Consider the following 26,277-nt stretch of genomic DNA (forward strand, 5'->3'; position numbering starts at 1 on the left):
TTGCTCCGGGATAGATGCGGCCATTGTAACGCCGCCACCATGCGGAGCGCGCGGCCTCCGCGCCCTCCCGTCGGAGAGGCGCGGAGCTGCGTCGGTTACATGTGGGCTTCGGCGTACTCGGCCAGCACCGAGCGCGGCACCCCTTGCAGGGTGATGTGCACACCGTGCTCGAAGTCCTTGAAGCGCTCGGTGAGGTAGGTCAGGCCGGAGCTGGTGGCGGACAGGTAAGGCGTGTCGATCTGCGCCAGGTTGCCCAGGCAGATCACCTTGGAGCCCGTACCGGCGCGGGTGATGATGGTCTTCATCTGGTGCGGGGTGAGGTTCTGGCACTCGTCGATCAGGATCAGGCTGTGCTGGAAGCTGCGCCCGCGGATGTAGTTGAGCGACTTAAACTGCAGCGGCACCTTCTGCAGGATGTAGTCGACGCTGCCGTGGGTACTCTCGTCGTCCGAATGCAGGGCCTCCAGGTTGTCGGTGATGGCGCCGAGCCAGGGTTCCATCTTCTCCGCCTCGGTGCCGGGCAGGAAGCCGATGTCCTCGTCCAGCCCCTGCACGCTGCGGGTGGCGATGATGCGCCGGTAGCGCTTGCTGACCATGGTCTGCTCGATGGCCGCGGCCAGCGCCAGGATGGTCTTGCCCGAGCCGGCGGCACCGGACAGGTTGACCAGGTGGATATCCGGATCGAGCAGGGCGAACAGCGCCAGCGACTGGTAGATGTCCCGCGGCTTGAGGCCCCAGGCCTCCTGGTGCAGCAGCGGCTCCTGATGCAGATCGAGGATGGTCAGGGTGCTGCCCTCGATGCCCTTGACCCAGCCGACGAAGCCCTGCTCGTCGATGATGAACTCGTTGATGTGCACGGCCGGCAGGTTGTCGGTGAGCTGCACCTGGTGCCAAGTACGGCCATGGCCCTGGCGGGTCTCGACCTTGCTCACGCGGTCCCAGAACGAGCCGCTCATGTTGTGGTAACCGCGCGACAGCAGGGACACGTCGTCGACCAGCTGGTCGGTGTGGTAGTCCTCGGCGGAGATACCGCAGGCACGCGCCTTCAGGCGCATGTTGATGTCCTTGGTCACCAGCACCACGCGCATGCCCGGGTTGCTGCTGCGCAGGTCCACCAACTGGTTGATGATCTTGTTGTCGTTGAGGTTTTCCGGCAGCCAGGTGATGGGCTCGGCACGCTTGCTCATGAGGATCGACAGGCTGCCCTTCGGCCCGCTCTTGCCGCGCTGGATGGGGACGCCCTTCTCGACGTCCTCGGGAATCGCATCACCGAGCACCTGGTCGATCAGGCGGATGGCCTGGCGGCATTCGGCGGCGACCGTGTGCTTGCCGGTCTTGAGCTTGTCCAGCTCCTCCAGCACGGTCATGGGGATGGCGACGTGGTGTTCCTGGAAATTCAGCAGCGCGTTGGGATCGTGGATCAGGACGTTGGTGTCGAGGACGTAGAGGGTGGGCTGGGTGGAGCGGGTGCGTCCGTGATCATCCATACTCGGTCACCTTATCGAGGGGCCTGGACGACGGAGCCTCTACAGCTCCGTCGCGGAGGACCGCCCACCTCCCGAACGGAGCGGGATACGCGAGCAAAGGTGATGGCCGAGGGCCGCCACCTGTGCTGCAGGGTTCGGCGGTCTGCTTTTTTAATACCCCAATCTGGATGACAGAAAAAAGAACTTTTTCTTCGGCCGGAAGCTTTTTTTACAGCTCGACGAATAACGCTTGGCGGGGCGCAAGTGCGCCGTTAAAGTCGGAAGTCCTCCCCGCGGCAAAGCGCTTCACAACGCCGCTTCGCTGCATTTCTCCAGATCCCTTATCTCTTTCGGCAAAGCCGCCAGCTGCACTATTGCCTGGGCATATTCGAGGCCGATCCCGTCAATCACCCTCATAGCTAGAGCTGGGCAGCCATCCAGCCTAGAATCGCGCCACGCCTTCTGGAGACCATTCGATGCTGTTGGTGATTTCCCCCGCCAAGACCCTGGACTACGACACTCCGCCGCCCATTGGCCGCTTCACCCAGCCCGAGCACCTGGACCATGCCCAGGAGCTGATCGGCCAGCTGCGCGAGATGAGCCCGCAGCAGATCGGCGAACTGATGCATCTGTCGGACAAACTGTCGGCGCTGAACGTGGCGCGCTACGGCAGCTGGCAGCGGCCGTTCAACCCGTCCAACGCCAAGCAGGCGCTGCTGGCATTCAAGGGCGATGTGTACACCGGCCTGGCCGCCGAGGACTTCAGTGAGGCCGACTTCGACTTCGCGCAGAACCACCTGCGCATGCTCTCCGGCCTGTACGGTGTACTGCGCCCGCTGGACCTGATGCAGCCGTACCGCCTGGAGATGGGCACCAAGCTGGCCAACGCCCGCGGCAACAACCTATATGACTTCTGGGGCGAGCGTATCAGCGGCTGGCTCAATGAGGCGCTGGCCGCACAGGGCGACGACATCCTGCTCAACCTGGCCTCCAACGAGTACTTCGGCGCGGTCAAGCGCAAGGCCCTCAACGCCCGGATCATTGACACCGAGTTCAAGGATCTGAAGAACGGCCAGTACAAGATCATCAGTTTCTACGCCAAGAAGGCCCGCGGCCTGATGGCGCGCTACGTGATCAAGGAGCGCATTCGCGACCCCGAGCAGCTCAAGGCCTTCGACTACCAGGGCTATCGGTACAGTCCCGAGCAGTCCAAGCCGGACAGCCTGGTGTTCCTGCGCGATCATTCAGAGGACTGATCTGGCCGCCCAGGCCAGTACGCCGGCGCCGGGAGTGGTTATGATCGGGCCTCCCCTTCCTCGCGAGACAAGGAGTGCCCATGACCCAGCCCGTAGTTCTGATCACCGGTTGCTCCAGCGGCATCGGCCGCGCCCTGGCTGATGCCTTCAAGGCCGCCGATTACCAGGTCTGGGCCTGCGCCCGCAAACCCCAGGATCTCGCCGGCCTGACCGCCGCCGGCTTCGTCGCGGTGGCGCTGGACGTCAACGACGCCGTGGCCGTGCAGCGCGCCGTCGAGCGCGTGCAGAGCGAGGCCGGGCGCCTCGACGTGCTGATCAACAATGCCGGCTATGGCGCCATGGGCCCGCTGCTCGACGGTGGCGCCGAGGGCATGCGCCAGCAGTTCGAGACCAACGTGTTCAGCCTGGTCGAGCTGACCCGCGCCTGCTTCCCGCTGCTGCGCGCCAGCCGTGGCCTGGTGATCAATATCGGCAGCATCTCCAGCGTGCTGATCACCCCCTTCGCCGGCGCCTACTGTGCGTCCAAGGCCGCGGTGCATGCCATCTCCGGCGCCCTGCGCCTGGAGCTGGCACCCTTCGGCATTCAGGTCATGGAAGTGCAGCCGGGGGCCATCCAATCCAGCTTCGGCAGCAATGCCAGCCACAGCGCCGAACAGCTGGTCAACGAACAGTCGCCCTGGTGGCCGGTGCGCGAGGGCATCCGCGCCCGCGCCAATGCCTCCCAGGAGAAGCCGACGCCGGCCGCCGAGTTCGCCGCCACTCTCCTGGCTGCCGTGCGCCAGACCGAGCGCCCCGCCCTGCTGCGCATCGGCAATGGCAGCTGCAGCCTGCCGCTGATCAATCGCCTGCTGCCGCGCAAGCTGATGGATCGCATGCTGAGCAGGCGCTTCGGCCTCGACACCCAACTCTGAGGCACCGCCATGCCACGCCGCTTCCCGCTCTACCGCTACGTCCTGGGTGCGACGGCGGCGGCGTTCCTGCTCAATGTCCTGCTACGCGTGCCACTGAAGATCGGCGGCATGCCCGCCACGCTGCTGGCGGCGCTGCTCGGTGCCTGGGTGCTGTGCGCCGCCTTCGCCTGGCTCGAGCAGCGCCGCCCGCAAGCGGCCGAGCGCTGGCTGCTGGTGGCGCTGTACAGCCTGCTGCTGGGCCTGCTCTACCTGGTGATCCTAGGCCTGATGTGGCTGAAGGACGAGCCCGGCGACATGGGCCTGCTGCTGTTCTTCTTGCACTACCTCTGCTATCCGGCGGCCCTGCTGCTGGTGCTGCACATCTCTCGCACGCGCCCGGGCTAACGGACCGCGCAATCGGGCAAGGCCTGGCACTCGCCCGTCGCGTTGCCGGCTGCCGACAGCGGCGCGCCGAGGCGCCGATCGTCAGGCGCCAGGCGGCGCGCACAGGCCCTGGCGGCGCTGGCCTGGGACACGCAGCCACGCTCATTGAGCATCTCCGACAGGTTGAACCAGCCGGCGGCGAAATCGCCGCGGCGGCTCAGGCTGTCGCGTAACTGCCGCTCGGCGCCGGCACGATCGCCCGCTGCATGCAGCAGATTGGCCATGGCGAAGCCGGGCAGCGGCTCGTCGGGCCACTGCCGCAGCGCCGTCCGATAGGCCGTGGCGGCTGCTCCGCGTTGGCCGGTCTGCTCCAGATCGCTGGCAGCCTGCATCCAGGAGGTCAGCTGCGGCTCCGCCGGTAGCCGATCCGGCGGCAGGGTCAGCACGGCCCAGCGCCCGGCGCGCGCCCAGGTGCGGTCGAAGTCGGTGAAATCGGTGGTCCAGCGCTTGGTTCGTGCCGAGCGCTGGATCAGCTGCTGACGCTCACGGTCGTAGCCGACGGCCACCGCGAAGTGCCATTGCGGGTACCAGTCCAGCCCCAGGTTCTGCATCACCAGCACCGGATGGCCCGCCGCCAGTTGCGCCAGCACCGCATCCAGCTTCGGCTGCAGCGGATAGACCAGCTGGCCGTGCTGGCGCGCGCTGGCGACCAGCTCGACCTTCAGACTACCCTTGCGCGCCGGCAGGTAGACGCTCGGCAGCAGCGCCTCGGGCGAGGTCTGCACGCCACGCTGCACCAGCACCGTGGCCAGGGCGGCCGGGCCGCACTGGTAGTCATCCTGGGGAAAGAACGGGGTATCGCCGAGCTCGACCCGCGCGGGCAAGCGCTCGCTGCTGGCCGACAACTGCAGCTGCTGGCCGGCACAGCCGGTCAGCAGCATCAGCATGGCGAGGGCCGGAGCCCGCCACCTCAGCGCAGGCATTTCACGAAGCTGAAGATATCGGTGGCGCAGAGCATGTCGGTGATGATGAAGATCACCAGGAACAGCACGATGATTCCGACCACGCCGGCACCGGCCGGCTCCTCGGACAGCTGCTGGTTGAACTGGGCCAGCTCGGCCGGCGTCAGGCTATCGATGCGCTTCTCGACCTGGGCGCGATCCACGCCCATCTCCTGCAGCTTCTGTTGCACCTGCTGGTCGTCCAGCATGGCGCGCAGTTGCTCGCGGTCGACCTGTTGGCGTTGCTCCTGCAGCACCTCGGGCGTGCCGAGCATGGCCGCATTGGCCAGAGGAATCTGGGCGAACATCAGCAGATTGAGGGCAGCGAGAACGGCAGCGAGATAACGCTTAAACGGGTGGGCACGCATGATGGCGACTCCTGTTGGTATTGTTCTCTTCTTGACTCGCTGCGCTGCACACTGGTTCCCACATGTTGCTGTCAGACCCGCTACAGGCCCCGTCCACCCTGCTCCCAGCCTGCGGGACGAGTATCCGCAATGGCACCGCAGTCGCCCACGCTATGCACTCTGGTCGATTCCGCTGGACTGCCCGGCGGTGCTCCGGCGCCTGCACGAGGCTCGCCGCTTGCTCGGCGACTGGCTGCATCCCGCGCAGCGGCGCCAGGCGCATATCAGCCTGTTCGTCTGCGGCTTCCCCTGCGCAGAGCCACACCATGACGACGACATCGGCACTGCCGTTCTGCAGGCCCATCACAGCGCTCTCGCCGGCCTGAACGCAGCGCCCTTCGAGCTGCAGATTGGCGGCCTGGACAGCTTCGCCAGCGCGGCCTTTCTCGGCTTGCGGGACGGTGGCCGGCTCGAGCAGCTGCGCCAGGCGCTTTCTACCCTCTCCACGGAAATCCGCCAGGCCGCCTATGTGCCGCACCTGACCGTCGGCCTCTATCGGCAAGCCGTCAGCGCCGAGCAATGGCGCGCGCGTGCCGAGCCCCTGCGCGATTGCCCGCCACTGAGCCTGGCGGTGCGCGAGCTGCAACTGGTCAGCTATGACGCCCGCGAGCTGCAGGGCCCGCTGCGCGTCGAAGCGCGGGTCGCGCTAGCATAGGCCGCGCACTCGTCAGGACGACTCTCCATGCTGCACACCCTCGCCGTCGGCAACTACCGCTCCATCAACAACCTGGTGATGCCGCTCGGCCGCCTCAACCTGATTACCGGGGCCAATGGCAGCGGCAAGTCCAACCTGTACAAGGCCCTGCGCCTGCTGGCCGAGACGGCGCGCGGTGGCGTGGTCAATGCCCTGGCCCGCGATGGCGGGCTGGAATCCACGCTGTGGGCGGGGCCGGAGAAGATCAGCCGGCGCATGAAGACTGGCGAGGTGCCGATCCAGGGCGGCCCGCGCAGCGAGGTGGTGCGCCTGCGCCTGGGCTTCGCCGGCGAGGACTTCGGCTACGCCATCTCCCTGGGCCTGCCCGAGCCCTCGCGCTCGGCCTTTGCCCTCGACCCCGAGATCAAGCGCGAATGCATCTGGGCCGGGCCCTGCTACCGCCCCGCCGCGCTGCTGGTGGATCGCGAGGGCCCGCTGGTCCGTCAGCGCGAGGGCCGCAGCTGGCAGGTACTGGCCCAGCATCTGCCGAGCTACGACAGCCTGTTCGACCAGATCGGCAACGACCCGGGCTGCCCGGAGGTGTTCCAGCTGCGCGAGACCATTCGCCGCTGGCGCTTCTACGATCACTTCCGCACCGACGCCGATGCCCCGGCACGCCAGCCGCAGCTGGGCACCCGGACCCCGGTGCTGCACCACGACGGCCGCGACCTGGCCGCCGCCCTGCAGACCATCCGCGAGATCGGCGATCGCCAGGCGCTGGAGCAGGCCATCGCCGACGCCTTCCCCGGCTCCGAGCTGAGCATCGACTGCCAGCCCGGTGGGCGCTTCAGCGTGGCGTTGCGTCAGGAAGGCCTGCTGCGCCCGCTGTCGGCCGCCGAGCTGTCCGACGGCACCTTGCGCTATCTGCTGCTGGTCGCCGCCCTGCTCACCCCGCGGCCGCCTTCGCTGATGGTGCTCAACGAGCCCGAGACCAGCCTGCACCCCGACCTGCTGCCGGCCCTGGGGCGCCTGATCGTCGAGGCCTCCAGGCACACCCAGGTGTGGGTGGTATCCCACGCGCGCCGGCTGATCGCCGCGCTGGAGGAGCACCCGGAGTGCAACTCCATCGTCCTCGACAAGAGCCTGGGGCAGACCGCCATCCAGGGCCAGGGCATGCTCGACGAGCCGGCCTGGCACTGGCCGGACTAGGCTCTGCCCGGCTCGGCCGCGAGCGCCGGCTTGGGCTGGCGGAACACAAGCACGTTGCCGAGCATCACCAGCAGCAGGCCGAACAGCGCCGGCGCCGTCCACTGGTAGCCCTCGACGAACACCGAGATATTCAGCGCCACCACCGGGAACAGCACGGTGCAGTAGGCCGCGCGCTCCGGCCCCATGCGCCCGACCAGGGTCAGGTAGGCGGTGAAGCCGATCACCGAGCCGGGAATCGCCAGGTACAGCAGCGAGCCGATATAGCGGGTGTTGGCCTCGAAGGTGAACGGCACGCCGGCGACCAGGCAGTAGCCGACCAGCAGCAGCGCACCGTACAACATGCCCCAGGCATTGGTGGTCAGCGGCTTGAGCCCGGCCTGCTGCTGCAGGCTGGAGAGCAGGTTGCCGGCGGAGAAACACAGGGTGCCGAGCACGGCCAGGCCGATGCCGAGCAGCGTCTCGCGGCTGGCCTGGTGGTGCGACAGCTCCGGCCAGAACAGCAGACCCAGGCCGAGCAGGCCCAGGGCGCCGCCGGCCAGCACGTTGGCGGCGATCCGCCGGCCCATGAAGATCCGCGCATTCAGTGCGTTCCACAGGGTGGCCGTGGAGAAGATCACCGCCACCAGGCCGCTGGGGATCCACTGGCTGGCCGTGTAGAAGCACATGAAGTTGAGGCAGAACAGGCACAGCCCCTGGGCCATGCACAGCAGCTGGGCGCGCCGGTCGAGGCGCTGCAGGCGTTGGCTGAGCAGGAGCAGGGCGAACAGCACGCCGGCCGCCAGGGCGAAGCGGTAGGCAATGGACACCGGGATGGCCACCTCGCCCAGCTGCAGCTTGAGGGCGATCCAGGTGGTGCCCCAGATCAGGACGGTGAGCAGGTACAGCGACAGGTTCATGGCAAGGCTCCGTTGACCCGTCAAGTCTCCACCCGACGCCCCGCACGCGCTTGCACAAACTTGCGCTTATCTGTCGTCCGCCGCTGGCGGCGCGGCGCCGTGGGAGTAGGATGGCAGGCATCTTCTCCACCGACCGCAGTCCCGATGGCCAGCCTCGAACAGAACCTGGTGTTCCAGTCGCTCAGCAGCTCGCCCAACGCGCGCCTGCTGCGCGGCGCCGAGCTGGGCGACGAACTGGCCGCGGCGCTGTGGACCAACCATCACGACGCCCGCGACTACCAGGGCCCGGATCATCACACCCTGTCCTGCTACCTGGCCGGCGGCACCGGCACCTTCCGCCGCGAACGCCCCGGCGCCAAGGGCTCGCCGGACAAGCTGTGCGTGCTGCCGGCCGGCCACGAGTCGTCCTGGGTGATCAACGGCGACATCCGCCTGGCCCATCTCTACGTCAGCCCGCAACGCTTCGCCGCCAGCGCCGTCACCCTGCTCGACCGCGAGCCGCGCGAGCTGCAGTTGCGCGAGAGCACCTTCCTCGAGGATCCACGCCTGGCCGTGCAATTCCGCCAACTGGTGAGCCTGGACTGGAACGACCCCGGCGAGCGCCTGCTGGCCAGCAGCCTGGCCCACGAGATGATCAGCCACCTGCTGCTGAGCCAGGTCGGCCTGCGCCAGGGGCTGAAGCTCAAGGGAGGTCTGGCGCCGCACCTGCGCCGGCGCCTGGTGGACTACATAGAGCAGCACCTGGACCAGGCGCTGTCACTGGGCGAGCTGGCCCAGTTGGCGGCGTTGTCCGAATACCACTTCGCGCGGATGTTCCGCACCAGCTTCGGCCTGCCGCCGCACCGCTACGTGCTGCAGCGCCGCCTGCTGCGCGCCCGCGAGCTGTTGCAGCACGGCCACCTGGCCCTGGGCGAGATCGCCCTGGCCTGTGGCTTCGCCAGCGCCAGCCACTTCAGCAACCGCTTCCGCGAAGCCTTCGGCGCGGCGCCGGGGCTGATGCGCGCGGCGCGCAGCTAGGGCTGCCCCTAGACCAGCGCGGCCACTCCACCGGCCAGCGGCAGAACTGCCGCCAGGGGCAGCACCCAGCGCTGACGCCAGGCCAGCAAGGCCACCAGCAGCAGGCCGGCGAGCATCAGCTGGCACAGCCAGAACACCGCGCCGATCTCGCCGCCTTCGGCCAGCCAGCACAGGCTCAGGCCAGCGGCCAGCGCGGGCAGCGCAAGGAGGCGCAGCAGGCGCTGGCGCGCCGGGCTCAGGTCGGCTTGGAACAGCAGCTTGTGATGGCGGCTCATGGCCAGGCTGAGGGCGGTCATGGCCAGGTAGCTCAGGGCGAAAGCGAGCAGCAACATCAGACGGCCTCCTCGACCAGCACGCGGCGCGCGCGCGGCGCCCTGATCGCGGCGGGCTGGGCGAAGCGCCAGGCGCACAGGGCGCTGAGCAGACCGCTGACGATCAGGAACAGGTCGATGCCGGCCAGCTCCCAGTCGCCACGCGCCAGGCTGGACAGCAGATGGCCGTGCTCGGTGGTCAGCCCGTTGAGCAGTGGCAGACCCAGGGCCAGCAGCGCGCCCAGGGCCAGTTGCAGGCTGAGCAGGCGGCGCGGCTGACGATGGCCGATCACCGCCCACAGGGCCACCAGCAGCCAGGCGCCGGCGAACACCCAGGCCTCGGCACTGGCGCGCTCGGCCAGCCCGGCCGGAATCAGGCGGTTGCCCCACAGCAGGGCCAGGCTGGCCAGCGGCAGGCCGGCGAACACCGCGCCGTTGAGCGCGCGCACCACGCCGATGCCGGCCCCGCCGCGCGCCTCGCGCTTGGCCACCCAGACCTTGATTCCGCCGACCAGCAAGGCGCAGCCGGCCAGGCCGAGGAGGAAGTACAGGCCGCGCATCAGCGTGCCGCCGAACTGCACCATGTGCAGGCCCACCAGCCAGTTGTAGGTGGTGTAGCCGGCCGGCGCCTTCTGCTCGTGCAGCAGCTCGCCGCTGGCGGCATCGAAGGTCAGCTCGGACAGCGGCCGGCCGATGCGCGACTGGTGCCTCTGCTCGCTGATTTCGACCACCGCCGAGGCATCGTCCGGATGGTGCACGCTGATCCAGCCGGCCGCGCTGCCGCCCCAGTGCTGCTCGGCCTGGTCGACCAGGGCGTTGAGCGACAGAGGCGGCGGCGCCGGCTGATGCATTTCCTCGCGGTGGTAGGCACCGCCCACCTCGCTGAAGAACTGCTCGCTGTCGTTCTGGTAGGCCACCTGCAGGCCGGCCGGCATGTAGCTGGAGACGAAGATCACCACCCCGGTGTATGCCAGGACCAGGTGGAAGGGGAAGCCGACCACGCCGAACAGGTTGTGCGCGTCCAGCCAGGCACGCTGGCCGTTGGCATTGGGGCGCAGGGTGAAGAAGTCCTTGAAGATACGGCGATGGATGATCACCCCGGACACCAGCGCCACCAGCATGAACATGCCGGCCAGGCCGACGATGTACACGCCGGCCCTGCCGGCCTGCAGGGTGTAGTGCAGGCGGAAGAAGAAGTCGCCGCCGACCGTCTCCGGCAGCGGCTCGCCGCCGGCCGGGGCGAAGGCATGGTTGTGCTTCTGCTTGCTGCCGTCCACTTCCCAGCCCAGCCGCCAGTAGGGCTCGCGCTCGCTCGGGCCGTGCATCCAGAAGGCGTGCAGCTTCTCGCCCTGGGTGTGGCGCTGCATCCACTCGCGCACCTGGTCGGCGCTCATGCTGGACTCGGCGCCCTGGTGCAGGGCCGGGCGCATCCAGCGCTCCAGTTCCTTGTCGAAGCAGGCGATGGTGCCGGCCAGGATGATCACGTAGAGCAGCCAGCTGGGCAGCAGGCCGCCCCAGGTGTGCAGGCCGGCCATGGATTGGCGCAGGCTCATGGGCGCACCGCCAGTTCGCTTGGCAGGAAGGCCGCCAGGCCCATCACCAGGGTCAGGCTGGCCAGCCACAACCAGGCACGCACGGCGCTGTCGGCGGCGAACACGTAGATCGCCGCCGCCGTCCATACGGCGAAGCTGAGCATGCCGGCGAAGGCCACGCGATCCGGCCGCGCCAGCGGCAGGTAGACGGAGAGGAAGGCGGCGAAGCCGTAGGCCAGGGCATAGCCCCCGACCAGCGCGGCCAGCACGCGCGAGGCGACGCTCCAGGGCGACAGGGTGGAATTCTTGCTCACGGTCGACTCATGGTGGGGCGTGGCCAGGCCTACCGCGCAGCGGTGCTGACCATCGGGGCAGATTGGCCTCCCATTTTATTGATAAATATTCGCAAATGAAAGCTGATCAGCTTTCCTCCGAGTCGCGTCCGATGCGCGCCGGCGCCTGCACCGAAGGGAAGCGCGACGAGGCGAAGCGCACCACCAGGATGGCCATGGCCAGCAGCAGGATGGCGCCGGAGACATACACCACGCCCATGTCCGGGCGATGGTGGTGCGACACGTCGGAGATCAGCAGGCGGGTCAGCGCGGTGATCGCCACATAGATCAGGAAGCGCACCGGCATATGGTTGGTCTTGAAGTAGATGCCGACCATGGCGCCCAGCTCCAGGTAGATGAACAGCAGCAGGATGTCGTCCACCGCGATGTGGCCCTTCTCCAGCATGCCGAGAAAAGCCACCACCGAGGCCCAGGCGGTGATGCCGCCGATGGCGAACAGCGCCAGGTAGTGGAAGCTCTCCACCAGCAGGTTGCCCAGGGACTGGGCCAGGTCATGCATGTCGCCCCGCAGGGCATCGATTCGCTTGAGACTCACCAGCGCACTCCTTCGACTGAACGGGTCCATGCTGGACCAGTTGGATGACAGCAGCTATGCAGGATGAGGGCCACGCGGCGGGCTTGCGCCGCAGGTGGCGAATCAAATACTGTATATGCATACATATCAACCATCTAGCTTATGGGAATGAGGTGATGAATGGCCGTCGAAGTGGTGTACCGCAGCAGTCGCGATCCGGAGCGTCTGTTCATGGATAAGTCCGAAGCCGATCGCTACGACAAGATGCTGGAGCTGGCCGAGGCCCTGTCTAGCGCCCTGCACAAGGCCGTGCCGTCGCTGAGCGAGGAACAGGTGGAGGAGCTGGGCATCTTCATGGCGAAGAACCGCGACACCTTCGCCAAGGCCTTCAAGAACCAGCCGGACGCCCTCGCCGAGCTGGACGCGGCCTCCGCCGACGCCTGACGCGCCGTTTGTTCAAGCCGCCCGCCAGGGCGGTTGACGATGCTGGGCGCTCCCGTCCTTTTTCGGAGAGCGCCATGCGTCCCCTGCTCAGCATCCTCTATGCCCCGCTGTTCTTCTTCGGCCTGATCGGCCTGGCCACCTGGCTGGTCAGCTATTGCGACCTGTCGCCCGCCTGGCTTCCTGCGCTGCTGCTCGGCGCCATCTTCGTCTCGCACCTGGCCGAACGCCTGCTGCCCTATCAGCGCAGCTGGAACCAGGCCCATGACGACGGCATGAGCGACCTGCTGCATGCGCTGGTCAACGAGTCGCTGAATATCGCCAGCCTGGCCATCATCCCCTTGCTCGCCGGGCTCTGGCCGGCGCCGCCGCTATGGCCCGTGCACTGGCCGCTGTGGCTGCAGCTGGCGCTGGCCATACTGGCCGCCGATCTCGGCGTCACCCTGATGCATTGGCTAAGCCACCGCAGCGCCCTGCTCTGGCGCCTGCACGCGGTGCACCACAGCGTGCCGCGTCTGTACGGCTTCAACGGCCTGATGAAACACCCGCTGCACCAGATGCTGGAGGCCGGCGCCGGCGTGCTGCCGCTGATCCTGCTCGGCCTGCCGCTGCAGGTCGCCGCCCTGCTGGCCTTTGCCGTCGCCGTGCAGCTGTTGTTGCAGCACAGCAATGTCGACATGCGCATCGGCCCGCTGCGCCACCTGTTCGCCTGGGCGCCGCTGCACCGCTTCCACCACATCCGCTACGGGCGCGCCGGCGACGTCAACTTCGCGCTGTTCTTCAGCTTCTGGGATCGTCTGCTGGGCACTGCCTTCTATCGCGAGGACTACCGGCTGAGCGACGCCGATGTCGGCATCGGCGACCGCCCGGACTACCCGCGCGCCTACCTGGCGCAGCTGGGCGAACCCTTCCGCACTCAGGCCTCGACCAGCGCCATCCCGGAGACGCCGCCGGCGCTGCGCTCAATCCAGCAGTCGTAGCTGCAGATGGCGCAGGCTGCGGTCGGCACGGATGCCGAACAGCTCGCGCACGGTGCGCGACAGGTGCGCCGAGTCGGCGAAGCCGGCGGCATGCGCCGCGTCGGTGAGCGTGCTGCCCTCCAGCGCCACGCCCAGGGCCAGGCGCAAACGCCGCCAGCGCACCAGGCGCCGCACGGACAGGCCGACCTGTTCGGCGAACAGGCGCTCCAGCTGGCTCAGCGACAGACACACGCGCTGCGCCAGCTCCTGGGCGCTGATGCGCTCGGTCAGTTGCTCGTCCACCGCGCCCAGCGCCTGGCGCACCCGTGCATCCAGCGGCAGACGCGGCAACTGCCGCACCCGCTCGACCAGCGCCGGCAGCTCGGCCGGTGCCGTGTCGGCCAGCGTCTGCAACTGCTCGAGGGAGAACGCCAGCGGCTCGGCATACAGCGCCAGCAACGGCTGGCCGGCCAGCTCGAAGGCATGTTCCTGCTGCGACGGTACCAGCAAGGCTCGCGCGCAACGCGCCTGCCCCTCGACCAGCAGACGCAGCGGCTCTTCGGTCGCCAGCAGCAGTTGATGAGCGTAGTGCGCATGGGGCCGCGCATTGCCGCTGACACCCGCCAGCAGGCAGTAGTCGGGGCCGAGCCAGAGTTCGCCCTGCCAATGATCTTCTTGCATGAAGTTATCGTTGCTGAGGTAATCCGAAAATAAAGGAAATGTTCAGCCAGGCACACCTCTGGACCGACCACTACTAGCGACGACTGAGGCAACTACCTTGGTAGTCATTGATAAGGAGAGAATCAGGTGCCAGCAACACAAGAGCAGTTACTAGCCTTTGCGCTCTATGAGATCCGCCTTCTTCTAGCCCACTACCTGGGCAGCGGGGAAGACACCGATCCCTCGGTCAGAGCTGCTGCACACCTTGCGTATGCGCTCCACAATCAGGCCAGTGTTGCCTTGCAAGGCGGAGAATTCGATCCGGCAGAGGCGATATCAGCGTTAGGGGCGGTCGACCGCCTGCTTGAGACCGACTTCCAAGAAAGGCTGGCCTCCAGCTTGGCGAGTCAGTGACCATAAATGGCCTGCCCACCAGTCGGGAAGACATCAATGTTGACCGACCGGATAAGCAGGGTTAGTGTCGGCACATCCCTCAACGGATGCCCTCCGATGAATCACCTCGCGCTCACCAGCTCCAGCCTCGCCGCCCTGCACGGCGAGCATCCGTGTGCGCCACCACCTGTCGCCCCTCCCCGCGCTCGCCGGGCCGGCACGCCACCGCCGCCACCCGCCAGCGCCTGATCGCCCGCGGCTCGTCGCCGTCGGCCGATCGCTCAAACCCTCTTCCGGTTTTCCGCCCTGCCCGTGCGTTTTGCGCGCCTGGCCGGCGGCTTTCGACAGGTGACTATTCATGCGTTTCGACAAGATCTTCTGGGGCGCCTGCGCCTCCACCACGCTGTTCGTCCTGCTCTGGAGCAGTGGCGCGATCTTCTCCCGCCTGGGCCTCGATCACGCCTCGGCCTTCGCCTTCCTGACCCTGCGCTTCATCCTCGCCCTCGGCGTTCTGCTGCTGATCGGCGCCCTCGTGCGCTCCTGCCTGCCCGCTCGCGGCCAGCGCCTGCGCACGGCCGGCACCGGCCTGCTGATGATCGGCGGCTACTCCATCTGCTACCTGCTGGCGCTGGACCAGGGCATCACACCCGGAGTGCTGGCCACCGTGCTCGGCGTGCAGCCGATCCTCACCCTGATGCTGCTGGAACGGCGCTTCGCCGCCCTGCGCCTGGTCGGCCTGGGCCTGGCCCTGTTCGGCCTGGTGCTGGTGGTGTGGCAGAGCATCGGCCTGGCGCGTTTCTCCGCAGCCGGCACCGGCTACGCCCTCGGTGCGCTGCTGTGCATGACCCTCGGCGCCATCGCCCAGAAAGGCCTCAGCCAGTCGCCATTGCAGGCGCTGCCGCTGCAGTACGCGGTGAGCCTGCTGGCCTGCGCGGCACTGCTGCCGTTCCAGCGCTTCGAGTTCGAGTGGTCGCTGGACTTCCTCGGCCCGCTGCTGTGGCTGGCCATCGTCATCTCGGTGGTGGCGCAGCTGCTGCTCTATCGGCTGATCCGCGCCGGCAACCTGGTCAACGTCACCAGCCTGTTCTACCTGGTGCCGGGGGTGACGGCGGCGATGGACTACCTATTCCTCGGCAACGCCATGAGCGGCCTGAGCCTGACCGGCATGGCCGCCATCCTGCTCGGCCTGGTGCTGGTGTTCCGCCAGCCCCGGACCAACGGCGCGGCACCCCGCCTGGCCGAGGCCGACTAGCAGCGCACCGGTTCAGCCGTACAGCAGGCGCTCGGCCAGCGCGTCGGCGACCCGCGCCGGCGAGCGCTTGTCGGCCTGGGCGTGGGCGTAGATCTCGGTCAGGCGCCGGCCGATCTTCGCCAGGTGGGCGGTGATCGCCGGCAGCTCCTCGCCACGGTGCTTGAGCGCCACGTAGATCAACCCGCCCGAGTTGATCACATAGTCCGGCGCGTAGAGGATGCCGCGCGCCTCCAGCTCGTCGGCGACCTCGGCGTGGGCCAACTGGTTGTTGGCCGCGCCGGCGACCGCCGCGCAGTGCAGCTCGCTCACCGTCTGGCTGTTGAGCACGCCGCCCAGGCCGCAGGGCGAGAGGATGTCGCAGGGGGTGGAGAACAGCTCTTCGCTGCTCACCGGACGAGCGCCGAGCTGCTCCACCGCCAGCTGTACGCGACCGGGGTCGAGGTCGCTGACGAACAGTTCCACCCCATCCGCGGCGAGCTGCTCGGCCAGCGCGTAGCCGACGTTGCCCAGCCCCTGCACCGCCACGCGCAGGCCCTGCAGGTCGTCGCTGCCGAGGCGCGCCAGCGCGGTGGCACAGATGCCGGCGTACACGCCCATGGCCGTGTGCGGCGAGGGGTCGCCGGCGGAGGTAGTGCTGGTGACGTGGCGGGTCTGCTGGGCGATGCAGTCCATGTCGGCGCTGGAGGTACCGCTGTCCACCGCGGTGATGTAGCGACCACCCAGCGACTCGATCATGCGGCCGAAGGCCTCGAACAGCGCGCCGCGGTTGTCCACGTGCGGCGGGCGGATGATCACCGCCTTGCCGCCACCCTGCTCCAGGCCGGCCAGGGCGGCCTTGTAGCTCATGCCCTGGGCCAGGCGCGTGGCGTCGCGAATGGCGCTGTCGTCGTCGGGGTAGGCCAGGTAGCGGCAGCCGCCCAGCGCGGCACCGAACCGGGTGTTGTGGATGGCGATGATGGCCTTGAGGCCAGTGGCAGGATCATGGGCGAGATGCAGCGCTTCGAGCCTGGCGCTTTCCATCATGGTGAACATGGCGGACTTCCTTCGCTGGCTTTACAGGCCAGTATAGGTCGGCCGCCGTGCCGGGGCCGGGCAGGCGGGAATAAGCCGGATTGAGCTTATCGCCCCTGCACCTTCCACCAGTTGCAGAACTCTTCCAGCGCCGTCCAGATCGGCACCTGCGGCTCGTACTCCAGGTACTGGCGGGCGCGGCTGATATCGAGGGAGAAGTCGCGCCCCATCACCGCCACGCCGAGGCGGAACAGCGCCGGCTCCGGGCGGCCCGGCAGCAGCTTGCAGATGTTCTCGTTGAGCGTCGCGGCGGCGTAGGCCAGGCCGAACGGCATGTGTTTGGTCACCGGCGGCAGGTCGAACTGGCGCAGCACGAAGTTGACCACGTCCCACAGCGGCACCGGCGCACCATTGCTGATGTTGTACACCTTGCCCAGCGCCGGGCCGGCCGCCAGCAGACTGCTGAACAGGGCGTCGTTGAGGTTCTGCATGCTGGTGAAGTCGACCTTGTTCAGGCCGTTGCCGATCACCATCAGACGACCCTTGCGGTGCATCTCGATCAGCCGCGGGAAGATGCTGGTGTCGCCGGCACCGGTGACGAAGCGCGGGCGCAGGGCGATCACCTCCAGGCCGAACTCCTGGGCCTCGAACACCTTCTGTTCGGCCAGGTACTTGGTGGCGCCGTAGTGGTCGACGAACTTGCTCGGCACCTGCTCTTCGCGCAGCCCGACATGGGCCTTGCCATCGAAGTACACCGACGGCGAGGACAGATGCACCAGGCGCCGCACCTTCTGCCCCAGGCAGCCCTCGATGACGTTCTGGGTCAGCACCACGTTGCCCTGGTGGAAGTGCTCGCGGGTGCCCCAGGTACCGACGGCGCCAGCGCAGTGCACCACCATCTCCACGTCGCGACACAGCTTGTGCGCCATGTCCGGGTCGGACAGGTCGCCCTGGACAAATTCGGCGCCACGCTTGGTCAGGTGCGCCACGCCTTCCGGCCGCCGCCCGTTGACCCGCACGCCGAGGCCCTGTTCCAGGGCAAAACGGGCGAAACGCCCCCCAATGAAGCCACTCGCACCCGTTACCAGAATCTTCATCTGCACCGCCCCCGATCTTGTTATGCCACCGACTCTAGCAGCCGCCACACGCCCTGGCTGTTGCCCAGGCGGCCAGAACAGCGGCCTTGCAGGCCCAGCGCTCAACTTTTTTGACACTCGTTAAGTAATTTGCACGCTTATTGCAAAATATTTGACGCTTTAAACCCTATGTCACCCATCTACCCGCGGAGTCGCCCGACATGCCGTTGCGCCTTAAGCTTGCCATCAGCTTCCTGATGATCGGTCTAATTCCCGTGTTGGCGATGGCCTTCACGGTCTACCAGCAGGCCAGTCAGGCCCTGCGCGAGCAGGCCCTGAATGGCTTGGAGGCCGTAGCGAATATCAAACAGCAGCAACTGCAGGACAGCTGGCAGGCGCGCCACAACCAGCTCGCCGCCCTGGCCAGCAACCTGGGCACCAGCTACGCCGGGCTGGATGAAACCGCCCTGCTCAGCACCGCCAACTATGACCGGCCGATCTTCCAGAACTTCATCGAGACCTTCGGCTACCGCGAACTCAAGCTGGTGTCGCGCGACGGCCATGTGCTGTTCAGCCTGCAGCGCGGCGCCGACTACCAGCAGCAGCTAGGCGATCCCGCCTGGCGCGATACCCCGCTCGGCCAAGTGGTGCGCACCGCATTGGACAGCGGTCAGGCGGAGATCGGCGACCTGGCGGTGAGCACACCCGGCGGCGAGCCCAGCCAGTTCCTCGCCGCGCCCATCGTCGAGGAAGGCGAGCTGCAACTGCTGCTGGTGCTGGAGCTGCCGCTGACCGAACTGAACCGGGTGATGCAGGCCCGCCAGGGTCTGGGCGAGACCGGCGAGACCTATCTGGTCGGTGCCGACGGCCGCCTGCGCTCCGACTCGGTGCGCTTCACCGAACACAAGGTGGCGCGTGACGGTCAGCAGGGCGAGCAACTGCCCGGCGCTGCCATCGGCAAGGCCCTGGCCGGCCAGCAGGGTCGCCTGGCCGAACCCGGCCTCAACGGCCAGCCGGTGCTCAAGGCCTTCGTCCCGCTGCAGCTGGATGGCCGGCGCTGGGCGCTGGTCGCCGAGATGGACCAGGAACAGGCCTTCGCCGCGGTGCGCACGCTGATGTGGCAGGTGGTGGTACTGGTGTTGCTGACCATCGCCGGCGTGGCCCTGGCCACCTGGCTGGTCAGCCGCAGCGTGATGCGCCCGCTGGGCGGCGAGCCGCGCAGCATGGCCGAGCTGGCCCGGCGCCTGGCTGCCGGCGAGCTGCGCCTGAGCGCCGATGGCGGCGAGCACAGCGGCCTGATGCAGGCCCTGCACGAGATGGCGCGGGCCTGGCGCCAGGTGGTCGAACGCCTGCGCCAGGCCAGCCAGGCGGTGGGCGATGCCAGCGGCGATATCCTCGGCGCCGCCGGCCGCACCAGCAGCAGCCTGGACCAGCAACAGGAAGCCCTGGAGCTTGTGGTCAGCGCCGTCGACCAGATGGCCGCCACCGTGCAGGAGATCGCCAGCAACGCCAGCCAGAGCGCCGACGGCAGCGCCGCCGCGCGCGATGCCTTCGTCACCGTGCAGGGCAGCCTGCAGCGCATGATCGGCCAGCAGGACCAGTTGCTCGCCGGCCTGCGCGGCGCCGATCAGGTGGTGCAGACCCTGGCCAGCGACAGCCAGCAGATCGGCTCGGTGCTGGAGGTGATCCGCGCCATCGCCGAGCAGACCAACCTGCTCGCGTTGAATGCCGCCATCGAGGCGGCCCGCGCCGGCGAGCAGGGCCGCGGCTTCGCCGTGGTGGCCGACGAGGTGCGCAACCTGGCCCTGCGCACTCGCAGCGCCACCGAGGAGATCGTCACCATAGTCGCCGCCCTCGGCGAATCCTCCGGCGAGGCCCAGGCACGCATGCAGGGCTCCAGCGAACAGGCCCGCGCCCTGGAGGTGGAAACCCAGGCCGTGCTCGGCTCCCTCGGTCACCTGGACGACTCGCTGCAGGGCGTGCACGCCCTGGCCTTCCAGATCGCCGCCGCGGCCGAGCAACAGGCGGCCACCACCCAGGAGGTCAACCAGCACATGCACCGCCTCAACGACATGACCGGCGAAAACCGCCGCACCGCCGCCCACACCCGCGACTGCGGCGAACACCTGCGCAAGGTGGCCGGCAGCCAGGAACAGCTGGTGGCACAGTTCCAGCTCTAAGGCACCGGCATGCGCCTGCGTAGCCCCCAAGGCTAAGCAGGCTCAGGCATGCACTTGTAGGATGGGCTCAGGAGCGCAGCGAACAGCCCACCGCGGCACCTCGGTGTACTGCCTGCGGCGAGTACACCCTACCTCTCGACCTGCACTCCCAACCACATCCGGAGCCACAGCCGGCTCGGGTACGCCCCCGTAGGGTGGACTCAGGAGCGTAGCGAACAGCCCACCGCGGCACCCGGTGTACTGCCTGCGGCGAGTACACCCTATCTGTCAAACCAACCACTCCCCAACCCCACGCTCCAGATGGCGCGTCAGCTGATTAAGCAGCTCACCGCCATTGCGCCAATGGTGCCAATACAACGGTACATCCAGCGGCCGCCCCGGCAGCAGCTCCACCAGCACCCCGGTCGCCAGTTCGCGCTGCACCTGCAGCTCAGGCACCAGGCCCCAACCGAAGCCGGCGCTGGTCAAGCGCACAAAGCCCTCGGAAGACGGGCACAGGTGATGGGTAAAACCGCCACCGATGCCCAGCCCCGCCAGATAGCGGTGCTGCAGCAGATCGTCCGGGCCGAAGACGATGGCCGGCACCTGCTCCAGGCGCTGCAAGTCCACGCCCTGGGGAAAATGCCGCTCGATAAAGGCCGGGCTGGCCAGCGCGCGATAGCGCATGGCCCCCAGCGCCAGAGCACGGGCACCGGCCACCGGGCGCTCGGCCGCGCATAGGCAACCGGCCACCTCGCCGGCGCGCATGCGCTTGAGACCGACGTCCTGATCCTCCACCACCAGGTCCAGCAGCAGACGGTGCTTGGCGCAGAAGTCGCCCATCAGCGGCGCCCACCAGGTCGCCAGGCTGTCGGCGTTCAGCGCAATGCGCAGCCGCTCGGCGCTGCCGCCCTCGTCCAGCGCCGGCACCTGGCCCTGCAGGTCGCGCTCGAGCAGGCGCACCTGCTGCACATGGTTGAGCAGGCGCCGGCCGATCTCGGTGGGCGCCGGCGGCGCGGCGCGCAGCAGCACCGGCTGGCCGACCCGCGCCTCGAGCAGCTTGATCCGCTGCGACACCGCCGATTGCGACAGACCGAGCACCTGCGCGGCACGCTCGAAGCCGCCCTGCTCCACCACGGCCGCGAGGGCCGCCAGCAGCTTGTAGTCGAACATCAGTTTTCCTAATGAGAGATCAGCATGATTTGTTTTTCTTATACAACCGATCTGCCCAGACTGGCCAGCATCGCAACCCTCACAAGGACTCCGCCATGACCGGCGAAACTTCCCTGAGCACCCTGCTCGCCACCCTGTCGCCGCACCTCAACCCGGGCGAGTTCGTGTTCTGCTCGGTGGCCGGCCCGACCGTGCTGCATGACGCCGTCGCCATCGGCAGCTTCCGCGAGGCGGAAGGCACCACCCTGATCCTGCCGCGCGCCGAGGCGGATCGCTTCAACCTGTCCTACGACTACGTGGCCGCCTGGATCACCCTGCAGGTGCACTCCTCGCTGGCGGCCGTCGGCCTCACCGCCGCCTTCGCCACCGCGCTGGCCAGGGAGGGCATCAGCTGCAACGTGATTGCCGGCTACCACCACGACCACCTGTTCGTCGCCCAGGCCGACGCCGCGCGCGCCCTGGCGACCCTGCAGCGCCTGGCCGCGGAGAGCCACTGAGATGTGGCAGAGCTACCTCAACGGCCTGCTGGTGGCGGCCGGGCTGATCGTCGCCATCGGCGCGCAGAACGCCTTCGTCCTGGCCCAGAGCCTGCGTCGCGAGCATCACCTGCCGGTGGCCGCGCTGTGCGTGCTGTGCGACGCCCTGCTGGTCGCCGCCGGCGTATTCGGCCTGGCCGCCGTGCTGGCGAAGAGTCCGCTGCTGCTCGCCGTGGCGCGCTGGGGCGGCGCGGCCTTCCTGCTCTGGCTGGGTGTGCAGGCGCTGCGCCGCGCACTCAGCCCCCAGGCCCTACAGCAGCAGGACAGCGGCCCGCGCTCACACCGCGCGGTGCTGCTGGCGGCCCTGGCGGTGACCCTGCTCAACCCGCACGTGTATCTGGATACCGTGCTGCTGATCGGCTCCCTCGGCGCCCAGCAACCGGTGCCCGGCGCCTACGCTCTGGGCGCGGCCAGTGCCTCGCTGCTGTGGTTCTTCACCCTGGCCCTGGGCGCCGCCTGGCTCGCCCCCTGGCTGGCACGCCCGGCCACCTGGCGCCTGCTCGACCTGGCGGTGGCAGCCATGATGTTCGCCGTGGCCTGGCAACTGATCGCCAACGCACCCGGCGCATGACCATCGGGCGTCGCAGCGTTATGCTGCGGCGCTCGACCGCCAGCCAGGAAGCCGCGCGTGGATACAACCGTCTTTGCCGTGGTGATGGCCGCCGCGGTGCTGCACGCGGGCTGGAACGCCCTGCTGAAGATCGGCCTCGACCGCTTCCTCACCGCCTCGCTGATCCAGATCGGCGCCGGTTGCATCGCCCTGCTGGCGTTGCCCTTCTTCAGCCTGCCGTTGACCGGCGCCTGGCCCTACATCGCCCTCTCCGCCCTGCTGCATATCGGCTACAACATCTTCCTCTCGCGCGCCTACCAGCACGGCGACCTGTCCCAGGCCTATCCGATCGCCCGCGGCAGCTCGCCCCTGCTGGTCGCCCTGCTGGCGCTGCTGGCCGGGGATGCGCTGCACGCGTGGCAATGGGCGGGCCTGCTGGTGCTGGTCGGCGGTATCTGGCTGATGGCCTGGCGCGGCGGCCATGCTGGCGGCGCACCCAGCGCCCCGCTGCTGCTCAATGCCCTGGCCACGGCGGCCTGCATCGCCGGTTACACCCTGTCCGACGCCCTCGGCGCGCGCACCAATGGCGACGCCATCGCCTACGCCCTGTGGCTGTTCGCGGTCAATGGCGTGGTGGCGGCCGTGGTCATCGCTGGGCGGCGCGGGCCGCGCATCTTTCTGCAACTGGGGCCGCACTGGCGCGGCGGCCTGGCGGGCGGCGCCATGTCGATGCTGGCCTACAGCCTGGTGATCTGGGCCACCACCCAGGCGCCGGTGGCCATGGTCTCGGCCCTGCGCGAAACCAGCGTGCTGTTCGCCCTGCTGATCGGCTGGCTGTTCCTCAAGGAGTCGATGCCGGCACTGCGCCTGATCGCCTGCTGCGTGATCGCCGCCGGCGTGGCGCTGATGAAACTGGCCTGATCGCCCTCGCACTTCCCGCCCGGCCGACGGTCCCAGGCAAGCGCCGGCGAAGCCCCTGGCATCGGCTTTCCCACACAGTTGCTGCGTGGATATGGCCAGGGTCGGGTGCTATGATCCCGGCCTCGCGGCACATTAAAGAGTACAAACTCGTCGCCGCCCGTATTCCGGCCGCCCCGTGAACGGCCTGCGCTAGTCGCACATATCCCGACCTGATGATGAGGAGATAGACCATGGCTTTCGAATTGCCGCCGCTGCCGTATGAGAAAAACGCCCTCGAGCCGCACCTGTCCGCCGAGACTCTGGAATACCATCACGGCAAGCACCACAACGCCTACGTGGTGAACCTGAACAACCTGGTGCCGGGCACCGAGTTCGAAGGCAAGAGCCTGGAAGAGATCATCAAGACTTCCTCCGGTGGCGTGTTCAACAACGCCGCGCAGATCTGGAACCACACCTTCTACTGGAACTGCCTGTCGCCGAACGGCGGTGGTCAGCCGACCGGCGCCCTGGCCGATGCCATCAACGCCACCTTCGGTTCCTTCGACAAGTTCAAGGAAGAGTTCAGCAAGGTCTCCATCGGCACCTTCGGTTCCGGCTGGGGCTGGCTGGTGAAGAAGGCCGACGGCTCCCTGGCCCTGGCCAGCACCATCGGCGCCGGCTGCCCGCTGACCAGCGGCGACACCCCGCTGCTGACCTGCGACGTGTGGGAACACGCCTACTACATCGACTACCGCAACCTGCGTCCGAAGTACGTCGAGGCGTTCTGGAACCTGGTCAACTGGGACTTCGTGGCGAAGAACTTCGCCGCCTGAGTCGCATCCAGCGTTCACCAAAAGCCCGGCCTCTAGCCGGGCTTTTTCGTTGGCGCGCCCGGCGCCCGCGCAAGCGCCCTGCCCGCCGCTGACGGCGAATGATTCGCACCCGCTCATCGCCGGCCATCGTCTCGCCGATGCAGGCCCGAAAAATATGGGATATGACGTAATGGCCCTTTGACGGCTCACGCGCATTTGCCAATACTCACAACGGTCATGAGCCTCCGGCGGCGAACAAGGAATACGCATTTGAAGCTGGATCTGAAAAACAGCCTGTCACTGAAACTGCTGCGTGTTGTCCTGATGTCGGCATTGGTGGTCGGGGTAGTGCTGAGCTGCGGGCAGATCGTCTTCGACATCTACAAGACCCGCCAGGCCGTGGCCAACGACGCCCAGCGCATCCTCGGCATGTTCCGCGACCCGTCCACCCAGGCCGTCTACAGCCTCGACCGCGAGATGGGCATGCAGGTCATCGAGGGCCTGTTCCAGCATGAAGCCGTGCGCTACGCCGCCATCGGCCACCCCAACGAACCGATGCTCGCCGAACGCTCCCGCGAGCTGACCCCCTCTACCAGCCGCTGGATCACCGACCCGATCCTCGGCAAGGAACAGACCTTCACCACCCAGCTGGTCGGCAAGGGCCCGTACACCGAGTACTACGGCGACCTGACCATCACCCTGGACACCGCCAGCTACGGCGAGAACTTCATCACCACCTCGGTGATCATCTTCGTCTCCGGCGTGCTGCGCGCCCTGGCCATGGCCCTGGTGCTGTACATGGTCTACCACTGGCTGCTGACCAAGCCGCTGTCGAAGATCATCGAGCACCTCACCCACATCAACCCAGACCGCCCCAGCGAGCACAAGCTGCCGATGCTGCGCGGCAACGAGAAGAACGAACTGGGGCTGTGGATCAACACCGCCAACCAGCTGCTGGAATCCATCGAGCGCAACACCCACCTGCGCCGTGAGGCGGAGAACAGCCTGCTGCGCATGTCGCAGTACGACTTCCTCACCGGCCTGCCCAACCGCCAACAGCTGCAGCAGCAGCTCGACCAGATCCTCGACGACGCCGGCCGCCTGCAACGCCGCGTGGCCGTGCTGTGCGTCGGCCTCGACGACTTCAAGGGCATCAACGAACAGTTCAGCTACCAGACCGGTGACCAGCTGCTGCTGGCCCTGTCCGACCGCCTGCGCAGCCACAGCGGCCGTCTCGGCGCCCTGGCCCGCCTCGGTGGCGACCAATTCGCCCTGGTCCAGGCCGACATCGAGCAGCCCTACGAGGCCGCCGAACTGGCCCAGAGCATCCTCGACAGCCTGGATACCCCCTTCGCCCTGGAACAGCAGGAAGTGCGCCTGCGTGCCACCATCGGCATCACCCTGTTCCCGGAAGACGGCGACAGCACCGAGAAGCTGCTGCAGAAAGCCGAACAGACCATGACCCTGGCCAAGAGCCGCTCGCGCAACCGCTACCAGTTCTACATCGCCAGCGTCGACAGCGAGATGCGTCGCCGCCGCGAGCTGGAGAAGGAACTGCGCGATGCGCTCAGCCGCAACGAGATGCACCTGGTGTTCCAGCCGCAGGTCGACTACCGCGACCACCACGTGGTCGGCGTCGAAGCACTGATCCGCTGGCAGCACCCGCAACACGGCTTCGTCCCGCCAGACCTGTTCATCCCCCTGGCCGAGCAGAACGGCACCATCATCGCCATCGGCGAATGGGTGCTGGACCAGGCCTGCCGCCAGCTGCGCGAATGGCACGACCAGGGCTTCAGCGACCTGCGCATGGCGGTCAACCTGTCCACCGTGCAACTGCACCACGCCGAACTGCCGCGCATGGTCAGCAACCTGCTGCAGGTCTACCGCCTGCCGCCGCGCAGCCTGGAGCTGGAAGTCACCGAGACCGGCCTGATGGAAGACATCAGCACCGCCGCCCAGCACCTGCTCAGCCTGCGCCGTGCAGGCGCGCTGATCGCCATCGACGACTTCGGTACCGGCTACTCCTCGCTGAGCTACCTGAAGAGCCTGCCGCTGGACAAGATGAAGATCGACAAGAGCTTCGTGCAGGACCTGCTGGACGACGAAGACGACGCCACCATCGTTCGCGCCATCATCCAGCTGGGCAAGAGCCTGGGCATGCAGGTGATCGCCGAGGGCGTGGAGACCGCCGAGCAGGAGGCCTACATCATCGCCCAGGGCTGCAACGAGGGTCAGGGCTACCTGTACAGCAAACCGCTGCCGGCCCGCGAACTGACCCTCTACCTCAAGCAGGCCCGCCGCCTGAGCAACGCCAGCAACCCTGCCACCCTCTGACCCTCCGTCGAGCCATGCGCCGACGGAGCGGCTTCTGGGCTGCAGGCAGTCCTGCTTGCCCCAGCCTCGACCCTGAAGCCACTCCTCTCCGCGGTGGTGGAACGCTTCGATAACGCCATACGTCTACAGCGAGAAGCTTCGGTAATCCTCC

27 protein-coding genes and 2 pseudogenes are annotated in these 26,277 nt (G+C 67.8%); 17 read left to right on the forward strand and 12 right to left on the reverse strand.

The annotated features are described in order from the left end of the window. Window positions 1–95: 95 nt before the first annotated feature. Entirely contained in the window at window positions 96–1,487 is a 1,392-nt protein-coding gene (locus OH686_RS06955) for a PhoH family protein (protein WP_137974218.1), read from the reverse strand. 455 nt (window positions 1,488–1,942) lie between these two features. On the opposite strand from OH686_RS06955, the gene yaaA reads away from it, so the two are divergent. From yaaA to OH686_RS06970, 3 genes are all read left to right on the forward strand, one after another. Further along, window positions 1,943–2,722 (forward strand): peroxide stress protein YaaA, encoded by a 780-nt coding sequence (yaaA, locus tag OH686_RS06960; protein WP_289537153.1) that lies wholly within the window; start codon window positions 1,943–1,945, stop codon window positions 2,720–2,722. Window positions 2,723–2,802: 80 nt separating this feature from the next. Next, window positions 2,803–3,633, forward strand: a complete 831-nt coding sequence (locus OH686_RS06965) for an SDR family oxidoreductase (RefSeq protein ID WP_289537156.1) — start codon at window positions 2,803–2,805, stop codon at window positions 3,631–3,633. A gap of 9 nt (window positions 3,634–3,642) precedes the next feature. Then, entirely contained in the window at window positions 3,643–4,017 is a 375-nt protein-coding gene (locus OH686_RS06970; protein WP_289537157.1) for a hypothetical protein, read from the forward strand. Here the strand turns inward: OH686_RS06970 and OH686_RS06975 are convergent. Next, window positions 4,014–4,937 carry a PA2778 family cysteine peptidase gene (locus OH686_RS06975; RefSeq protein WP_502942801.1) on the reverse strand — a complete coding sequence of 308 codons (924 nt, stop codon included), beginning with the start codon at window positions 4,935–4,937 and terminating at the stop codon, window positions 4,014–4,016. The genes OH686_RS06970 and OH686_RS06975 overlap by 4 nt on opposite strands. A 29-nt stretch (window positions 4,938–4,966) precedes the next feature. Then, window positions 4,967–5,365: a PA2779 family protein gene (locus tag OH686_RS06980; RefSeq protein ID WP_289537162.1), complete on the reverse strand. Its 399-nt coding sequence runs from the start codon at window positions 5,363–5,365 to the stop codon at window positions 4,967–4,969. A gap of 187 nt (window positions 5,366–5,552) precedes the next feature. On the opposite strand from OH686_RS06980, the gene OH686_RS06985 reads away from it, so the two are divergent. Together OH686_RS06985 and OH686_RS06990 are read left to right on the forward strand one after the other, a co-directional pair. Beyond that, a complete protein-coding gene (locus OH686_RS06985) occupies window positions 5,553–6,059 on the forward strand; it encodes a 2'-5' RNA ligase family protein (protein WP_289537165.1) in 507 nt (168 codons plus the stop codon). Between the two features lie 27 nt (window positions 6,060–6,086). After that, window positions 6,087–7,247: an AAA family ATPase gene (locus OH686_RS06990; protein WP_289537168.1), complete on the forward strand. Its 1,161-nt coding sequence runs from the start codon at window positions 6,087–6,089 to the stop codon at window positions 7,245–7,247. Here OH686_RS06990 and OH686_RS06995 read toward each other — a convergent pair. After that, window positions 7,244–8,143: a DMT family transporter gene (locus tag OH686_RS06995; protein ID WP_289537170.1), complete on the reverse strand. Its 900-nt coding sequence runs from the start codon at window positions 8,141–8,143 to the stop codon at window positions 7,244–7,246. The two genes, OH686_RS06990 and OH686_RS06995, sit on opposite strands and share 4 nt — an antisense overlap. 144 nt (window positions 8,144–8,287) lie before the next feature. On the opposite strand from OH686_RS06995, the gene OH686_RS07000 reads away from it, so the two are divergent. Next, entirely contained in the window at window positions 8,288–9,160 is an 873-nt protein-coding gene (locus OH686_RS07000; protein ID WP_289537173.1) for a helix-turn-helix domain-containing protein, read from the forward strand. Between the two features lie 8 nt (window positions 9,161–9,168). On the opposite strand, the gene OH686_RS07005 is transcribed toward OH686_RS07000, so the two are convergent. The 4 genes from OH686_RS07005 to OH686_RS07020 all read right to left on the reverse strand — a co-directional run bounded on the left by OH686_RS07005 (window position 9,169) and on the right by OH686_RS07020 (window position 11,855). After that, window positions 9,169–9,492, reverse strand: coding sequence for a DUF3325 domain-containing protein (locus OH686_RS07005; protein ID WP_289537175.1), 324 nt, complete (start codon window positions 9,490–9,492; stop codon window positions 9,169–9,171). Next, a complete protein-coding gene (locus OH686_RS07010; protein ID WP_289537177.1) occupies window positions 9,492–11,024 on the reverse strand; it encodes a PepSY-associated TM helix domain-containing protein in 1,533 nt (510 codons plus the stop codon). The genes OH686_RS07005 and OH686_RS07010 overlap by 1 nt, the downstream gene beginning before the upstream one ends. Beyond that, complete coding sequence (locus tag OH686_RS07015) at window positions 11,021–11,317, reverse strand: DUF3649 domain-containing protein (protein ID WP_289537180.1); 297 nt, start codon at window positions 11,315–11,317, stop codon at window positions 11,021–11,023. The genes OH686_RS07010 and OH686_RS07015 overlap by 4 nt, the downstream gene beginning before the upstream one ends. A 106-nt stretch (window positions 11,318–11,423) precedes the next feature. Then, window positions 11,424–11,855: a phosphate-starvation-inducible protein PsiE gene (locus OH686_RS07020; RefSeq protein ID WP_502942802.1), complete on the reverse strand. Its 432-nt coding sequence runs from the start codon at window positions 11,853–11,855 to the stop codon at window positions 11,424–11,426. A 195-nt stretch (window positions 11,856–12,050) separates the two neighbouring features. On the opposite strand from OH686_RS07020, the gene OH686_RS07025 reads away from it, so the two are divergent. Beyond that, window positions 12,051–12,314, forward strand: coding sequence for a YebG family protein (locus OH686_RS07025; RefSeq protein WP_289537185.1), 264 nt, complete (start codon window positions 12,051–12,053; stop codon window positions 12,312–12,314). Between the two features lie 74 nt (window positions 12,315–12,388). Next, a complete protein-coding gene (locus OH686_RS07030; RefSeq protein WP_289537187.1) occupies window positions 12,389–13,291 on the forward strand; it encodes a sterol desaturase family protein in 903 nt (300 codons plus the stop codon). Here the strand turns inward: OH686_RS07030 and OH686_RS07035 are convergent. Next, the gene (locus tag OH686_RS07035) at window positions 13,274–13,951 is read right to left on the reverse strand and encodes a helix-turn-helix domain-containing protein (protein WP_289537189.1); all 678 of its coding nucleotides are present in this window, start codon (window positions 13,949–13,951) and stop codon (window positions 13,274–13,276) included. The genes OH686_RS07030 and OH686_RS07035 overlap by 18 nt on opposite strands. A gap of 126 nt (window positions 13,952–14,077) precedes the next feature. On the opposite strand from OH686_RS07035, the gene OH686_RS07040 reads away from it, so the two are divergent. Both OH686_RS07040 and OH686_RS07045 read left to right on the forward strand, forming a co-directional pair. Next, complete coding sequence (locus OH686_RS07040; RefSeq protein ID WP_289537192.1) at window positions 14,078–14,344, forward strand: hypothetical protein; 267 nt, start codon at window positions 14,078–14,080, stop codon at window positions 14,342–14,344. Window positions 14,345–14,681: 337 nt separating this feature from the next. Beyond that, a complete protein-coding gene (locus OH686_RS07045; RefSeq protein ID WP_289537195.1) occupies window positions 14,682–15,575 on the forward strand; it encodes a DMT family transporter in 894 nt (297 codons plus the stop codon). 12 nt (window positions 15,576–15,587) lie between these two features. Here OH686_RS07045 and OH686_RS07050 read toward each other — a convergent pair whose 3' ends face one another. Continuing rightward, on the reverse strand, window positions 15,588–16,607 hold the full coding sequence (locus OH686_RS07050; RefSeq protein ID WP_289537197.1) for a Leu/Phe/Val dehydrogenase: 1,020 nt from the start codon (window positions 16,605–16,607) through the stop codon (window positions 15,588–15,590). Window positions 16,608–16,693: 86 nt separating this feature from the next. Beyond that, the gene (locus OH686_RS07055) at window positions 16,694–17,683 is read right to left on the reverse strand and encodes an NAD-dependent epimerase/dehydratase family protein (protein WP_137974199.1); all 990 of its coding nucleotides are present in this window, start codon (window positions 17,681–17,683) and stop codon (window positions 16,694–16,696) included. A gap of 263 nt (window positions 17,684–17,946) precedes the next feature. Here OH686_RS07055 and OH686_RS23340 point away from each other — a divergent pair. Next, window positions 17,947–18,756, forward strand: a pseudogene (locus OH686_RS23340) (cache domain-containing protein); the annotation flags it as partial. Window positions 18,757–19,302: 546 nt separating this feature from the next. Beyond that, a pseudogene (locus tag OH686_RS23345) lies at window positions 19,303–19,842 on the forward strand (methyl-accepting chemotaxis protein); the annotation flags it as partial. Between the two features lie 267 nt (window positions 19,843–20,109). On the opposite strand, the gene OH686_RS07065 reads toward OH686_RS23345, so the two are convergent. Continuing rightward, window positions 20,110–20,994, reverse strand: a complete 885-nt coding sequence (locus OH686_RS07065) for a LysR family transcriptional regulator ArgP (protein WP_289537203.1) — start codon at window positions 20,992–20,994, stop codon at window positions 20,110–20,112. A gap of 95 nt (window positions 20,995–21,089) precedes the next feature. Here OH686_RS07065 and OH686_RS07070 point away from each other — a divergent pair, with 95 nt between their 5' ends. The 5 genes from OH686_RS07070 (at window position 21,090) to OH686_RS07090 (ending at window position 26,126) form a co-directional block, all read left to right on the forward strand. Beyond that, window positions 21,090–21,491: an ACT domain-containing protein gene (locus tag OH686_RS07070; protein WP_289537206.1), complete on the forward strand. Its 402-nt coding sequence runs from the start codon at window positions 21,090–21,092 to the stop codon at window positions 21,489–21,491. Between the two features lies 1 nt (window position 21,492). Continuing rightward, window positions 21,493–22,101, forward strand: a complete 609-nt coding sequence (locus tag OH686_RS07075) for a LysE/ArgO family amino acid transporter (RefSeq protein ID WP_289537208.1) — start codon at window positions 21,493–21,495, stop codon at window positions 22,099–22,101. Between the two features lie 57 nt (window positions 22,102–22,158). Then, window positions 22,159–23,001 (forward strand): EamA family transporter, encoded by an 843-nt coding sequence (locus tag OH686_RS07080; RefSeq protein WP_289537211.1) that lies wholly within the window; start codon window positions 22,159–22,161, stop codon window positions 22,999–23,001. A gap of 230 nt (window positions 23,002–23,231) precedes the next feature. Then, window positions 23,232–23,813, forward strand: coding sequence for a superoxide dismutase [Fe] (gene sodB / locus OH686_RS07085; RefSeq protein ID WP_137974193.1), 582 nt, complete (start codon window positions 23,232–23,234; stop codon window positions 23,811–23,813). Between the two features lie 249 nt (window positions 23,814–24,062). Continuing rightward, window positions 24,063–26,126 (forward strand): putative bifunctional diguanylate cyclase/phosphodiesterase, encoded by a 2,064-nt coding sequence (locus OH686_RS07090; protein ID WP_289537213.1) that lies wholly within the window; start codon window positions 24,063–24,065, stop codon window positions 26,124–26,126. Window positions 26,127–26,277: the final 151 nt, after the last annotated feature.

Source organism: Pseudomonas sp. SO81, from assembly GCF_030374125.1.
Lineage (GTDB): Bacteria > Pseudomonadota > Gammaproteobacteria > Pseudomonadales > Pseudomonadaceae > Aquipseudomonas.